This window comes from Mesonia oceanica (assembly GCF_902499555.1).
GTDB lineage: Bacteria > Bacteroidota > Bacteroidia > Flavobacteriales > Flavobacteriaceae > Mesonia > Mesonia oceanica.
In genome coordinates this window covers 62,879-77,420 of the sequence record NZ_CABVMM010000004.1, presented here as the reverse complement: position 1 = coordinate 77,420, position 14,542 = coordinate 62,879, and the positions used below count along the sequence as shown (strand labels likewise).

Here is a 14,542-nt window from a genome sequence, read left to right as displayed (position 1 = left end):
AAATGCCAAGATGACATTATTTTTTACGCTTTTTAGCGTATTCTTTGGCAGCTTTTACAAAACTTATAAATAAAGGATGCGGAGATTTCACCGTGCTTTTATATTCCGGATGGTATTGAACTCCTATAAACCAAGGGTGGTTAGGCAACTCAACTACTTCCACTAATCCTGTTTGCGGATTAATTCCAGAATTCACTAATCCGGCTTCTTCTAAACGCTCTTTAAACTTATTGTTGTATTCGTAACGGTGACGGTGTCTTTCACTAATTTTTGTTTTTCCGTAAACTTGATGGATTAAAGAACCCTCTACTAATTCACAATCCCAAGCTCCTAAACGCATCGTACCGCCCATTTGGGTAATGTTTTTCTGGCTTTCCATGATATCGATGACCGGATTTTTGGTCTGCTCGTCCATCTCGGTAGAATTGGCGTCTTCAATCTTCAAGATATTTCGCGCATATTCAATGACAGCCATTTGCATTCCTAGGCAAATCCCAAAGAAGGGTAATTTGTTTTCCCTGGCATATTTAACGGCTTCAATTTTTCCTTCAATCCCACGTTCTCCAAAACCGGGAGCCACAAGAATACCATCTAAATCTTCTACTTTTTTCTTGCTGTCGATGTCGATGAATTCAGAATGAATACTTTTAATATTCACCTTTACTTCATTTTCAGCTCCGGCATGAATAAATGATTCTAAAATTGACTTATAGGAATCCTGCAATTCTACATATTTCCCAATTAAACCAATGGTTACTTCAGATTTTGGATTTTTATGGCGGTTAACAAACTTATTCCAATTGGTAAGATTTGGAGTTGTATTGTTGGTTAAGGCTAATTTTTCTAGGGTAATGGTATCTAAACCTTCTTCCAACATTAAGTTAGGTACATCGTAAATGGTAGAAGCATCGATAGATTGAATCACGGCTTCTTTTTTCACATTACAGAATAATGCTAGTTTTTCACGAAGGTCATCGCCAATTTCGTGCTCGGTTCTACAAACCAAAATATCAGCGCTAATTCCGCTTTCCATTAAGGTTTTTACACTATGTTGGGTTGGTTTAGTTTTTAATTCTTTGGCAGCCGATAAATAAGGAATTAAGGTTAAGTGAATCACTAATGAATTGTGTTCTCCCAATTCCCATTTTAACTGTCTTACCGATTCGATATAAGGTAAAGACTCAATATCACCAACGGTTCCGCCAATTTCTGTAATCACGATGTCATAATCGCCATTTTTCCCTAGCAATTGAATTCTACGTTTAATTTCATTGGTGATATGCGGAACTACTTGAACGGTTTTTCCTAAAAATTCACCACGGCGCTCTTTTTCAATTACACTTTGGTAAATTCTACCTGTAGTGACATTATTGGCCTGTGAAGTATTCACATTCAAAAAACGCTCGTAATGACCTAAATCCAAATCGGTTTCTGCACCATCTTCGGTAACAAAGCACTCTCCGTGTTCATAAGGGTTTAACGTACCCGGATCTACATTAATGTAAGGGTCTAATTTTTGAATAGTGGTTTTATAACCACGTGCTTGAAGAAGTTTTGCTAATGAAGCTGCGATAATTCCTTTCCCGAGAGACGAAGAAACACCACCGGTAACAAAAATATACTTGGTATCGGCCATTTTGGGTTGTTTAATTGTTGTCTATACGGAGCGCAAAAGTACAAATAACAATTTATTTTATTACTATAAACCCGTTTTTTGTACGCTATTTTTTCTTGGGGTCAGGATACTTTCTCCTAATTTCTTTTAGCAAGTATTCTAATCCGTTAATTTTGAGTTCAAAAACAGCCCGCATTTGTTCACCGGTTTTCCCCGGAGGAAAGCCTTTTTTATTGAACCAAACAAAATAAGGTTCAGGAACATCAGATAAGTACCAATCTTTATACTTGCCAAAATACATTTTGGCGTAGGCGAGTTTTAATAATTCTTCAGGATTCAGCATAAAAACCAAACTTACTTCATATTCAATTTAAAACAAAGCTTTTTTTATTTGAATAAAGTGTTTTAAAACCTAAAAAATATTGCTACTAAATATTACATTTGTTACTTTTGTGAACCAAAATTAGAACTAGTAGAAAAACCTGATTATGAATTTACACGAATATCAAGGAAAAGAAATATTAAATAGCTTTGGAGTTAGAATTCAACGAGGTATTGTTGCCAATACTCCTGAAGCTGCAGTAGAAGCGGCTAAAAAACTAACCGAAGAAACCGGAACTGGATGGCACGTGATTAAAGCACAAGTACATGCAGGAGGTCGAGGAAAAGGTGGTGGAGTAAAGTTGGCTAAAAACTTACAAGAGGTAGAGAAAATTTCCGGTGAAATTATCGGGATGAATTTGGTGACGCCTCAAACTTCTGCTGAAGGTAAAAAAGTAAATCAGGTTTTAGTTGCTGAAGATGTTTATTATCCAGGAGATAATGAGCCGGAAGAATATTATATGTCTGTGTTATTAAACCGTGCGAACGGAAAAAACATGATTATGTATTCTACCGAAGGAGGAATGGATATTGAAACAGTTGCAGAAGAAACTCCACATTTAATCTTTACAGAAGAAATTGATCCTGCTACCGGAATTTTACCTTTCCAAGCAAGAAAAATAGCTTTTAACTTAGGATTGTCTGGAGCTGCTTTTAAAGAAATGACAAAATTTGTTACCGCACTTTATACTGCGTATGATAAGTCTGATTCTTCATTATTTGAAATTAACCCGGTGTTAAAAACAAGTGATGATAAAATTATGGCGGTAGACGCAAAGGTAACTTTAGATGATAATGCACTTTTCCGTCACAAAGATTACGCAGAAATGCGTGATGAGCGTGAAGAAAACCCAACTGAAGTTGAAGCTAAAAAAGCAGGTTTAAACTATGTAGATTTAGATGGAAATGTAGGTTGTATGGTAAATGGTGCTGGTCTTGCCATGGCTACAATGGATTTAATTAAGCAAGCAGGAGGTGAGCCGGCTAACTTCTTAGATGTTGGGGGTACCGCAGATGCTAAGCGTGTAGAAGAAGCTTTCCGTCTTATCTTAAAAGACGATAAAGTAGAAGCTATTTTGGTGAATATTTTTGGAGGTATTGTACGTTGTGATCGTGTGGCGCAGGGTATTGTAGATGCTTATAAAAATATGGGTGACGATATTAATGTACCAATTATTGTTCGTTTACAAGGAACAAATGCAGATAAAGCAAAAGAATTAATAGATAATAGTGGACTTAATGTAGAAAGTGCTGTGCAATTTAAAGAAGCAGCAGATAAAGTACACGAAGTATTGTCTTAGATAATAATTTTTCTAAATAAAAATCCTGTTCATTTTGGACAGGATTTTTTATTCCAATAGGTGAAATACCAAAATTACATTTAGTTATCATCCTTAACTGAACTGAAATCCTAATGGATGGTGTAGAAGTTAAAAATGAAGGAAAAAGGTCTCTTCCCTTTAAAGTTTTTAAGATGAAAAATAAAATAAACTTAGCTTGCATTATTGATGATGATCCCATTTTTATTTTCGGAACAAAGAAAATGCTAGAATATTCGGGGTATTGTGATACTTTTTTAATCTTTAAAAATGGTAAAGAAGCCTACGATCACTTAAGTGCAATTTTAAGGGAAAAAGAAACGTTGCCGGATGTGATCTTCTTGGATATCAATATGCCTATTATGAATGGATGGCAATTTCTTGAAAAGATCACTAAAATCGATATTCCTGCAAAATTGAAGATTTTTGTAGTTAGTTCTTCAGAAACTCCGGAAGATCGGGAGAAAGCCAAAGAGTTTTCGGCCATAAAAAACTATGTGGTCAAACCTATTAGTGTAAGTGGAATAAAAGATATTATTCGGCAAATAGAGTAACGTAAACTATAAAAATAGAATCCAGTTTTTTATAAATGCAGTCCACACTCAGTTTTTGGATTATTATTCCAACGTCCTGAGCGGTCTTCACCTGGAACCGTACAATGTGTACAACCAATAGAATTGTAGTCTTTTGCTACTAATGGATGAAAAGGTAATTGGTGTTCTTCTATAAACTTATCTCGCTCTTCTTTGGTGACATCTAATAATGGATAGAATTTTAAAATCTCCCCACGTTCTTCAAAAATATTTAAAGTAGAACGATGATCACTTTGCCATTCCATTAAACCGCTTACCCAAACCGAATAATTCTTTTTAATGGTTTCTAACGGTCTTACTTTATTAATAGAACAACAAAAATCAGGATTTTTTCGCCAAGTTTCATCTTTTGTGGTAAACTCGTGTTCTTCTTTAATGGCACTTATCGATTTTACGTTTAGCCCGTATTTCTTGGTCAGTTCCTTTTTGTAGTTAAGAGTTTCATCAAAATGGTAACCTGTATCAATAAAGAAAACTTTCTGTTTTTTGTTGACATCAGAAAAAAGCTTCAGTAAAAAAGCAGAAGTTGCTGCAAAGGAGCTGGTAAGCATCACTTCGGTAACATCAAAGTCTTTATAGAGTTCTTTTATTCGTTCTTCAATAGAAAGGGGTTTGTATTTTTTATTGAGGGCTTTTATCTCTTCTTCTGTAAAAACTCTTTTCTTAACAGTGATTTCGTTCATAAACCAAATTTGGGTTCTCTTAAATAAGACGTAAAAATGAAGTTAGATTTACAATATAAACAATATATGTAAAATTATTTTTTTTTCGGCGGCATCGGGCCTCTTAAATGAATGATGAGACCGTTTAAAAAATTCCTAAGAAATTGATCGCCGCATTCTTGATAATTGGGATGTCCCTCTTTTCTGAAAATAGCTCCCAGTTCACTTTTAGTGACTTTAAAATCTACCAAAGCGAAGATTTCTATAATATCGGTATCACGAAGTTTGTGAGCTACCCGTAATTTTTTAAAGATGTCGTTATTGTTTAATCCCATAAGTTTTTTAGAATTGACTGCAAATTTAAAAAATATAAGCACATTTAAGCAATTTGTCCATAGATTGCTTCCAATCTTTCTAAATCTCTTTCGTTTTTAAGTACATATTTTACATCATCATATAAATTCTTAGCTTCTTTCCGTATGGCTTTATAGTAATTGTCGTTAACCGTTTTTTGTTTTAGTAAAAATGAAAACATCAAGAATAATTTCTGAATACAACTAAAATCATTTTTACAGTAAGTGCGGTAGGGAAGAATTATTTGATAAAGCAATTCATCAAAGCAAGTGGTTGAAAGCCAGATACAAGCTTGTTTGTCTTCAAGGATAACAATTTCGTCTTCTTTTTTGAGCAATCGTAAAGCTAAAAGATTGGTAAGATAATCGATCGTATTGATGGTGGTGGAAGGATCGTTGATTGCAGGAGAAATTGCACGGATACCTATTTCTGTGATGTGTTTAAAACCTAAAACATAATTGTCTTTTACAAACTCACCTTCCGCGAAATTAAAATTGCTTAAGATTTTTAAAGCTAACTCGTCGTCAATCTCTTTGTTGGTTTTTATAATATCAGAATTTTCAGCAATAAAACTTCCTTTTATCGGTAAAATGGAAAGTTTTAATTCATTTTCTTTACAAAGCTCTTTTAAGTTATTAATAGAAACATTTTGAAAATACCCTGTTTTTTGACTTTTATAACTTTTCCAATTGTCGGTATTGGGGAAGGTGAGTTCGGGTTCTTCTTTTTGTATTTCAATAATGTGTTTTAGTCTCTTTCTTGCTTTTTTATATTCATTAGATAAAATATTATTTACCTGAATGGATTGGGAAATAGAATGAATAAAATAAATGAAAGCTCCTAAGCATAAGATGCTCAGTAAAACAGTTATAAAAATAGAAAAGCTGGGGATGCGTATGTTATTATTTTCCGGTGCTTTGATGGCTATGGTAATAAAAACATTGTAAATAATCGTCCCGAGATAGATCCCTAAAACGTATTGGTGGTTTTTGTTAGAAATAAGTCCTGGTAAAACCCTTGGGGAATAATTAGAGGAAGCTTGATTAAGCATAACCATCACCATGGAAAAACTGAAAACCATTAAGGAAATTAGTCCGCCGGTTAAATAGCTCAAGATCGTTCTTGCTGTGTCGCCACTCTCTATGATAAATCCGTCATAAATTGAAGCTAACCAATCTGAGATTCCCGTGTTTTCGAGTGATAATGAAATTAAAGAAAATATGAGTCCGAAAAAAGCGAAAAGAGTAGGGTAGAATGCAATCTTTCCTTCAATGGTATTGAAAAAACTGTAGAACTTATTAAATAAATATTTCATTTATGTGGAGTTAGCTAGGCTAAAATAGAACTCTTATTAAGTAAAACTGACTTTTTAACCATTCTTTAACCGTAAAAAGCGCCATTTTGTCATTAATTGATTGTGGTTATGTGTCAAAAAGTCATAAAAATAGTGTTGGTATTTAAATTGCTATTTACAGAATATAAAATTGATAATAATAACAAAAAATAAAAAGTTATGAGTTTAGTAAAAAGAACAGCAGCAGACAATTGGTTACCATCTATTTTTGATGATATGTTTAAAACAGATTGGTTAGGCGGAACTTCGAATGTAAATAATATTGGAGTGAGCATTCCGGCAGTAAATATTCAAGAAACTGAAGAGAACTTTTTAGTAGAAGTAGCTGCTCCGGGAAAAACTAAAGAAGATTTTAATATTGAGTTGGATAAGGATGTGTTAACCATTTCTTCTGAAACTAAAAAAGAAAATAAAGAAGAAGAAAAAGGAAAATTCACCAGAAGGGAATTTAGCTACAGTACTTTTAAAAGAGCATTTAGTCTACCGGAAACTGTAGATAGTACTAAAATAAATGCTTCCTACGAAAATGGAGTATTATTGATTAACCTTCCTAAAAAAGAAGAAGCAAAAGTGCAAGCTAAACGAATGATTGAGATTTCATAATGCGTAGTTTGATTTGATTAGTTAGTTGAAAGCGCCCGGATTATTCCGGGCGTTTTTTATGTATGAGTTTGGCTTAAATTGAAAGGTGCGTACTTGTTGGTTTGTATGAATAACAAACGTTTTATGGTATTTTTTCAATTTAACAACTCAACTTATACTTTCTTGTCTTTTAATTTTTCTTGAAGCATTTTTAGTTCGTCACGGTAACGCGCTGCCGACATAAAATCTAAATCTTTTGCGGCACCTTCCATTTTCTTCCGAATCATTCGCATTCGTTCTTCCAGTTGGTTTTCACTAAAATAAGTCACTTCCTCTTCCGCAGCTTTTAAGTTGGGAGCCGGTTCAAATTCATAAGGTTCGGCTTTTCTTCCTGCTAAAGTATTATCTAAGGATTTTTTAAGCGCTGTTGGTGTGATGTTGTGCTCTGTATTGTAAGCCATCTGTTTTTCACGACGGTATTCGGTTTCATCTATCGTTTTTTGCATACTGTCTGTAATCTTGTCAGCATACATAATTGCTTTTCCTTCTAAGTGACGGGCTGCCCGACCAATGGTTTGGGTAAGTGAACGCTGGCTGCGTAAAAATCCTTCTTTATCGGCATCTAAAATCGCTACGAGCGAAACTTCAGGTAAATCCAATCCTTCTCTTAAAAGGTTTACACCAACCAGTACATCAAAAAGACCTTTACGCAAATCTTGCATAATTTCAACTCTTTCTAAGGTATCGATATCACTATGAATATAGCGGCATCTAATATCTATTCGGGATAAGTATTTGGTCAATTCTTCCGCCATACGTTTGGTAAGCGTGGTAACTAAAGTCCGTTGGTCTTTATCTACCCGTTCTTGAATTTCTTCAATTAAGTCATCAATCTGATTTAAACTCGGGCGAACTTCAATAATCGGATCTAATAATCCTGTAGGGCGAATCACTTGTTCTACGTAAACACCGCCGGTTTTGTTCATCTCATAATCGGCAGGAGTCGCACTGACATAAACCACTTGATTTTGAAGCGTTTCAAATTCTTCAAACTTTAGTGGACGGTTATCCATCGCTGCAGGAAGTCTAAAGCCATATTCGACTAAATTTTCTTTTCTACTTCTGTCGCCACCATACATTGCCCCGACCTGAGGAATGGTAACGTGACTTTCGTCAACAAACATGAGAAAATCGTCTGGAAAATAATCTAACAAGCAGAAAGGTCGAGAACCAGGTTGCCTTCCATCTAAATAGCGTGAATAGTTCTCGATACCGGAACAATAGCCCAATTCTTTGATCATTTCTAAGTCAAAATTGGTGCGTTCTTCCAAACGTTTTGCTTCTAAAGGTTTTCCAATCTCTTGGAAATAGTTGACTTGCTTTCCTAAGTCTAAGGTGATCTGGTCAATGGCGTTATTTAAAATATCTGGTGAAGTCACGAACATATTCGCAGGATAAATATTCAAACGCTCATATTTTTCAATAACTTCATTTGTTTGCGGGTCGAAGGCTTCAATTTCTTCAATTTCATCTCCAAAAAAATGAATCCGAAAGGCATCATCAGCATACCCAGGATAGACATCGACAGTATCGCCTTTAATTCTGAAATTTCCATGATTAAATTCACTTTCGGTTCTCGAGTATAAACTTTGCACCAATCGGTGTAACAATTTGGTTCTGGAAATGGTCATATCCTGTTCAATGGAAATCACATTTTTTTGAAATTCAATTGGGTTACCAATACCGTACAAACAACTTACAGAGGCTACTACCAAAACATCCCGACGTCCCGAAAGTAGGGAAGACGTAGTGCTTAAGCGAAGTTTTTCAATCTCTTCATTAATCGATAAATCTTTTTCGATATAAGTTCCTGATGAAGGGATAAAAGCTTCAGGTTGGTAGTAATCGTAATAAGATACAAAATATTCTACTGCGTTATCGGGAAAAAAGCTTTTAAACTCATTATAAAGTTGGGCAGCCAAGGTTTTATTGTGAGCTAAGATCAATGTAGGACGTTCTACTTTTTCAATTACATTGGCCATTGTAAAGGTTTTCCCGGAACCAGTAACTCCAAGTAGGGTTTGGTAACGTTCTCCTTGGTCTATTCCTTGGCGGAGTTGTTTAATGGCTTTTGGTTGGTCGCCTGTAGGTTGGTATTCAGAATTTATTTTGAATTTCATTCAGTATAAAACTTTAGTTGAATTCTCTACATCAGTTAGTAGAAATCATGAGTGTTTCTGTCGGAATTGCTTCCGAAGGATTACAACTTCTAAAGTAGCAATTTGCTAGCGCTTTAATGTGAAATGTCCCTTAAAATTAGAGTCGTCTATAAAATTCACCAAAAACCAATAATCATTGGAAGGGAGGTTTTTTCCATTAAAACTTCCATCCCAGCGTTGTTCGGGTTTTAGGCCTGTGATTAATTTCCCGAAGCGATCAAAAATATAAACCGATTTAATTTTTGGGTTGAATTTTTCCACCCCGATTAATCGCCAATAATCATTAATCCCATCTTGGTTGGGAGTGAAAAACCTAGGATAGCCTAACACTTTAAATTCTTTTACGCTAATACCACAACCATTTTGGTCTTTTACGAAAATTTTATGGGATCCGGCACCAACAGGAAAAGTGTTAGTCGTTTGATATTCTCCAAACTGATCGTCCAAAGAATAAACATAATCCCCGGTTCCTGATGCAGTGATGATTGCTTGGTAATTGTCAAAATTCCCAACAATTTCATAATCAATTTGCGCTTTTTCAGAGCCTAAAACAGTAATTTGATTGGTGGAAGTACAGCTATAATCTTCTCCTGCGAAATTCAACGTTCTCGTAATGTTCACTTCGTAAGTTCCTATGCTATCTACTTGAATAGATGGAGATGTTTCCCCTGTATTCCACTGAAAAGTAAATGTGGAAGGATTTTCGGTGATTCCGGCTTCAATGGTAATTCCGTTTTCGTTTTCGGTACAAAGAAACGGAGCTTGGTAGTTAGAATTGATTTCGGGAGACTGAATACTTTCTAAGATAATTTCTATGATTCCTTGGCAACCGGAACTGGTTGAAATTTGGGCAAAGACCGAAGTTGGGAGGTTGGTTATTTGAACTTGAAAATTATTGCCCAAAACATTTGTTTCAGCTAGTGCTTCATTTTCAGTAGGATAATAAGTAGCACTAAAAGAACTGAGCCCTGTCTCGCTGGCGATAGCGCCTTGAGAATCATTTAATAGATATGAAATTGAATTGTCTTCAACCTGGAAACATTCTACCAAATAAACAGGATCATAACTTGCGAAAGAAGTACTTAAGGTTAAGCTTCTTACAGTAGTGCATCCGGAAGTGGATTGAATTCTAGCAAACACTTGTTGGTTGGCGGAGCTGTTAGAAAAACTTCCCGGATTGTTGATAGGATCGGTATTAGCTTCAGCTTCAGCTTCGGTAAGGAAGTAATTGGTTACCGTAAAGTTCTGATTGCTATTGGTTAAATTTTGATTGGCATTATTTAAATTGAAAATGCTTAAACCGTCATTGTCAGTATCACATTCAGTGAGTGTTTCATCGGTAAGTGTGGTGAAATCTACGTATTCAATTTCAATAGTATCATCTGCTGAACAATTGGGGCCATAGGTAACCACTACTTTATAAGTTCCCGGACTGTTTACTTCGTAAGTATTTTCTGAAGCTCCTGAAGCTAGTAAAGTTTCGCTTCCGTCGTTATTTACTAAAAACCATTCGTGATTAGTTGGGGTATTTCCGTTATTGTTCACATTTAATTGATAGGTTTCCCCTTCACATAAAGCTTGATTTCCAGTGAGATCTCCTCCTAGATTGGCCCCGATATTAAAACTATTTCCTTCTAGAAATACCGCAGAATCAAATTGATAATTGTAGTCATCTGCGATGACTAATTTAATATGATAGGTGGTGCCCGCATTCACATTGGTTTGAGCTATAAGAGGTCTTGTTTCTCCATTAAAATTAATAGGGTGATTGCTGCCGTTGAAAGAGCCGAAGTATTGTTCATTTTCCGCATTACAACCTCCGGGTATTGTAGGATGAACAGTAGTTACTTTCACTGGGGTATTGGTACCGGGAACTACAGCGATATTTTCATAGCTGCCTCCTAATGGCTTTATTAGAAAGCCAAACACGTCGGAAAATCTACAGGTAGTGATGTTACCTTCCCGGTATTCTTCTGAAGCAAAAATATAACGAAACTGAATCGAGTTCGCATTAGGAGTAAAATCAAATTCAATTACGGTTGCATTATGGGTATCATCGATTCCTAAGACTTGTTCTAAATCTTGGTCCGGGCCCCAACCGGAAGCATCATCACTACTTGTGAAATTATTTGGTCCAGGAACATTACTTAGTTTTCCGGTCGCCATTACTATACCGTTTTCAAAAGGGAAATTACTTCCATTTCTTTCAAAATAGCCGTAGCTCTTATCATTATTGAAGTTTCCGCCTATGACTCCGGTTACATTTATGTTATCAATACAGCCGCTATTAATAAGAATATTTTCTACGAGTTCTTGTGGGGAATAAGTGTTTGCGTCAACAGAAATATTTTGAGAATATGTTGAAAAACAAACTATTAGAAGAACAAATTGCAAAAGTCTTTTCAAAGCAAAATTTTTGGGGTTGCAAATTTACACAATCCTCAAAAAATATGCCTTTATTACCTTGAATATTATTGATTTCTTAACTTATCTGTTTAAATAGACCCAACCTCTGTAAAGATTGTAATTAGCATCGTTTAAATTTAGGATATAGAAATAAGTACCACTTGGGAGTTGACTTCCTACATTATTTATTCCTTCAGTACTAGTGCCATCCCATTCAGGAGTATTGTTATTTCCTTGGTAAATTAGAGTGCCGTAACGATTGAAAATCTTTAATTCAAAATTTTCAAAAATATCGTAGAGTCCTTTAATTTCAAAAGTATCATTCATACCGTCTCCATTAGGAGAATAGCCATCGGGAATAATGGGCGGGCAGTTTTCTACGGAAATTGAAAAACTTAAAATTTGATAACATTTTCCATCTTCCTCAATCCTCATATAAATTGTTTGTGGAGCTGCAGTATTCCGGTAATATTCCGGACTGTTGATTGGATTTTGCTGAAAGCTTGCGTCTTCTTCACTTAAATAATACCCCTCAATTGTTTGAGAACTTGTCAAATTAATTTGATTTTCAATTTCGGTAATATCAAAATAAGCTTGATTGAAACCTAGATCACAAAGAAGTAAACTTTCATTAGAATTTTGCGAAGTAACCGGTAATACGTTTAACTGAAAATTAGTGAGCGTATAGCATTCTTGATAGGAGCTATTGCTTAAACGTGCATAAATGGTTTGGGGGTTAGAAGTATTGGTGTAGTTGGTAATATTTATTATTTCATTTTCATTATTGAGAGCATCTTCTTCCGTTAAATAATAATTTAAAATGGTATTATTTTGGTTGGCAATAATAGTATTGTCGTTTTCTGTGAGATTGAAGGTCGCTATTTCATCATTGGTATAGTCATCACAACTAGTTAAATCATCGGGTTCCCCAGTTACAGGAATAGCATAAACCGAAAGCAAAAAAGAGTCTATTAAATAGCAGTCTTCATTTTCTGTAGAAGATATTCTTACAAAGACTTGTTGAGGGTTTGCTATGTTTTCATAATCTTCTGGATCATCAATCCAAGAGACATTGTTTTCAGCTTGTGTTTCTGTTTCAAAATAATGTATGCTTATATTTTCTTGTCCGTCGATGGCTAAGGAAGTATTTTGAGTTAGGTCAAAAAATGCTTTTTCTCCATCTGGGTCACATTCTTTAAATTCGGTGATGATTTCTCCCATCGAAATCGAAGTTACTTGCAATTGAAATGTAGAAATGCTATAACATTCAGGGTGGTCAGCATTGGATAGTTTTACATAAATGTTTTGCGGATTCTCTATATTTTGGTAATTGGTAGGGTTTTGTATTTCATCTTCATTGTTAATAGCATTTTCTTCACTGGAGTAAATGTTAAGTTCGGTATTGCTTTGTCCATCAACAATAAGATCATTGTTTTCGGTGAGATCAAAAAATGCGGTTCCGGTTTCTGCGTTGTATTCACAAGCGGTTAGGTTATCTCCTTGATTAGCTAAAGGAGTTTCGTTTACGATAAGCATAAAGGAATCTACCAAGTAACAGTCATCATCAAATTCTGAAGTTAGCCTAACAAAAATTTCTTGAGGATTTTCTGCATTTGGATAGTTAGATGGATCGTCAATAAATGACAAATTACTTTCTGCTAGAGTTTCATTTTCAAAATAGTTGACTTCTAAATTGGTTTGGTTGCCGGTAATAAGAGCTGAGTTTTGCGTAAGGTCAAAGAATGTAATATCATTATTATCAGTTTCATCACAGGCCTCCAGGTCGTTTGGTTCTATAGCAATTTCGAAAACAGGGAGAAAAAAAGTTGAAGAAGTCTCATTGTTATCTTCATTTATTTCAGGAACTACAATATCGCCATTTAGATCATTATTAACGATCATGGTAATTTCTGTTTCTGTGGAAGCATTAACAGGTAGATTGACAGTAAGGCTCCCACTTTCTGAGCCATCGATGGGGATTTCGTTTTGCGTCTGCGTTTGTCCTATTAATTCTCCTTCTACATAAAAAAGAATAGGAGTGTTGGGAGGGAGAACACCTGTACAATTAACATTATTTACTGTGTAATTAATCGTTACTTCTGATGAAAAGCAAGTAGTGTTGATGGTATTTATTTCTGGACTTGGATCTGGTAAAATACTGTTAAGTACAGTGATGACGTTATTAATTAAAATTAAGTCTCCAGAAAAGCCATTTCCGGTATGTAGCTGTATAGTTGCCTGCGTATCTCCTATATTAATGTTGTTTTCAATATTATAAAAATCGAGATCCATATTGTAGAGTTCACTACTATTTGTAAAGCTATTGGTTCCGTTAAATGCATTTCCTGCAGGATTTAATGGAGGGTTGCTTATTTCGTTACCATTTACAAATAAATTTTCTTCTATCCCAAGTGAAGAGTCTCCTTCCCAGGCTAAAAAACCTATTTTTGCATCATTATTGTCTATGACACTTAAATTGTTAAGTTGGATGGTTAAATTAGGTTGATCTACAGATACTCCTTGTAAACCATCAAAAATGCTTAATTGGTTAAGAGGTAAAGAGTTATCTTCATAAATAACTATAATGGCCCAGCCTCCAAAATTAGTAGCATTGTTACAGTAAGGAATAATAGCATTTTGTAAATCTATTTCGGAGACTGTATAATTTGCATTTCCTGTATTTTGAATTATGGTAGTAATATCAGCAAAAGCAGAAAAAAATTCAAATTCTCCGGAATTAAAACTTAAGAAACGAGAAAAGCTTCTTTCGGCAGAAATAGGTTGATTATTTAATTCTACTTCAAAATCACCACTGCCTGAACCTGCCCAGTATAAATAGGCAGCAACAACTGTTTGACTAGCCTGCATAGTTAAGTTGGCAGTAGCTGAATCTTCAATTTCACAAATACCACAGATGTTATTTTCGCATGAATTGAGCGTCGCACCTATCGCTGTATAATCATACTGACCATTAAATTGTTGGTAAAGCTCTATATCTTGGGAAATAACGATAGATGAAAAACATAAGAAAAATAACGTTAAGTAATTTTTTTTCAT

Annotated in this window: 11 protein-coding genes; 3 read left to right on the top strand and 8 right to left on the bottom strand. The window is 34.9% G+C overall.

Annotation, left to right across the window (positions count from 1 at the left end):
• Nucleotides 1–16: 16 nt before the first annotated feature.
• Together FVB9532_RS05805 and FVB9532_RS05800 are read right to left on the bottom strand one after the other, a co-directional pair.
• Nucleotides 17–1,636, bottom strand: a complete 1,620-nt coding sequence (locus FVB9532_RS05805) for a CTP synthase (RefSeq protein ID WP_150544265.1) — start codon at nucleotides 1,634–1,636, stop codon at nucleotides 17–19.
• A gap of 85 nt (nucleotides 1,637–1,721) precedes the next feature.
• The gene (locus FVB9532_RS05800; RefSeq protein ID WP_150544264.1) at nucleotides 1,722–1,958 is read right to left on the bottom strand and encodes a DUF3820 family protein; all 237 of its coding nucleotides are present in this window, start codon (nucleotides 1,956–1,958) and stop codon (nucleotides 1,722–1,724) included.
• A gap of 145 nt (nucleotides 1,959–2,103) precedes the next feature.
• Here FVB9532_RS05800 and sucC point away from each other — a divergent pair, with 145 nt between their 5' ends.
• Complete coding sequence (sucC, locus tag FVB9532_RS05795; RefSeq protein WP_150544263.1) at nucleotides 2,104–3,297, top strand: ADP-forming succinate--CoA ligase subunit beta; 1,194 nt, start codon at nucleotides 2,104–2,106, stop codon at nucleotides 3,295–3,297.
• 173 nt (nucleotides 3,298–3,470) lie between these two features.
• Nucleotides 3,471–3,869, top strand: coding sequence for a response regulator (locus FVB9532_RS05790; RefSeq protein ID WP_150544262.1), 399 nt, complete (start codon nucleotides 3,471–3,473; stop codon nucleotides 3,867–3,869).
• Nucleotides 3,870–3,898: 29 nt separating this feature from the next.
• On the opposite strand, the gene FVB9532_RS05785 is transcribed toward FVB9532_RS05790, so the two are convergent.
• The 3 genes from FVB9532_RS05785 to FVB9532_RS05775 all read right to left on the bottom strand — a co-directional run bounded on the left by FVB9532_RS05785 (nucleotide 3,899) and on the right by FVB9532_RS05775 (nucleotide 6,239).
• Nucleotides 3,899–4,591 carry a phosphoadenylyl-sulfate reductase gene (locus FVB9532_RS05785; protein WP_150544261.1) on the bottom strand — a complete coding sequence of 231 codons (693 nt, stop codon included), beginning with the start codon at nucleotides 4,589–4,591 and terminating at the stop codon, nucleotides 3,899–3,901.
• A 74-nt stretch (nucleotides 4,592–4,665) separates the two neighbouring features.
• Nucleotides 4,666–4,905 carry a DUF1456 family protein gene (locus tag FVB9532_RS05780; RefSeq protein ID WP_150544260.1) on the bottom strand — a complete coding sequence of 80 codons (240 nt, stop codon included), beginning with the start codon at nucleotides 4,903–4,905 and terminating at the stop codon, nucleotides 4,666–4,668.
• A gap of 44 nt (nucleotides 4,906–4,949) precedes the next feature.
• On the bottom strand, nucleotides 4,950–6,239 hold the full coding sequence (locus FVB9532_RS05775) for a DUF2254 domain-containing protein (protein WP_150544259.1): 1,290 nt from the start codon (nucleotides 6,237–6,239) through the stop codon (nucleotides 4,950–4,952).
• 198 nt (nucleotides 6,240–6,437) lie between these two features.
• Between FVB9532_RS05775 and FVB9532_RS05770 the strand changes: the two genes are divergently transcribed.
• Entirely contained in the window at nucleotides 6,438–6,881 is a 444-nt protein-coding gene (locus tag FVB9532_RS05770; protein WP_150544258.1) for an Hsp20/alpha crystallin family protein, read from the top strand.
• A 152-nt stretch (nucleotides 6,882–7,033) separates the two neighbouring features.
• Here FVB9532_RS05770 and uvrB read toward each other — a convergent pair whose 3' ends face one another.
• From uvrB to FVB9532_RS05755, 3 genes are all read right to left on the bottom strand, one after another.
• Nucleotides 7,034–9,040, bottom strand: a complete 2,007-nt coding sequence (gene uvrB, locus FVB9532_RS05765; RefSeq protein ID WP_150544257.1) for an excinuclease ABC subunit UvrB — start codon at nucleotides 9,038–9,040, stop codon at nucleotides 7,034–7,036.
• A gap of 105 nt (nucleotides 9,041–9,145) precedes the next feature.
• The gene (locus FVB9532_RS05760) at nucleotides 9,146–11,485 is read right to left on the bottom strand and encodes a T9SS type B sorting domain-containing protein (protein ID WP_150544256.1); all 2,340 of its coding nucleotides are present in this window, start codon (nucleotides 11,483–11,485) and stop codon (nucleotides 9,146–9,148) included.
• 81 nt (nucleotides 11,486–11,566) lie between these two features.
• Complete coding sequence (locus tag FVB9532_RS05755) at nucleotides 11,567–14,542, bottom strand: T9SS type B sorting domain-containing protein (RefSeq protein ID WP_150544255.1); 2,976 nt, start codon at nucleotides 14,540–14,542, stop codon at nucleotides 11,567–11,569.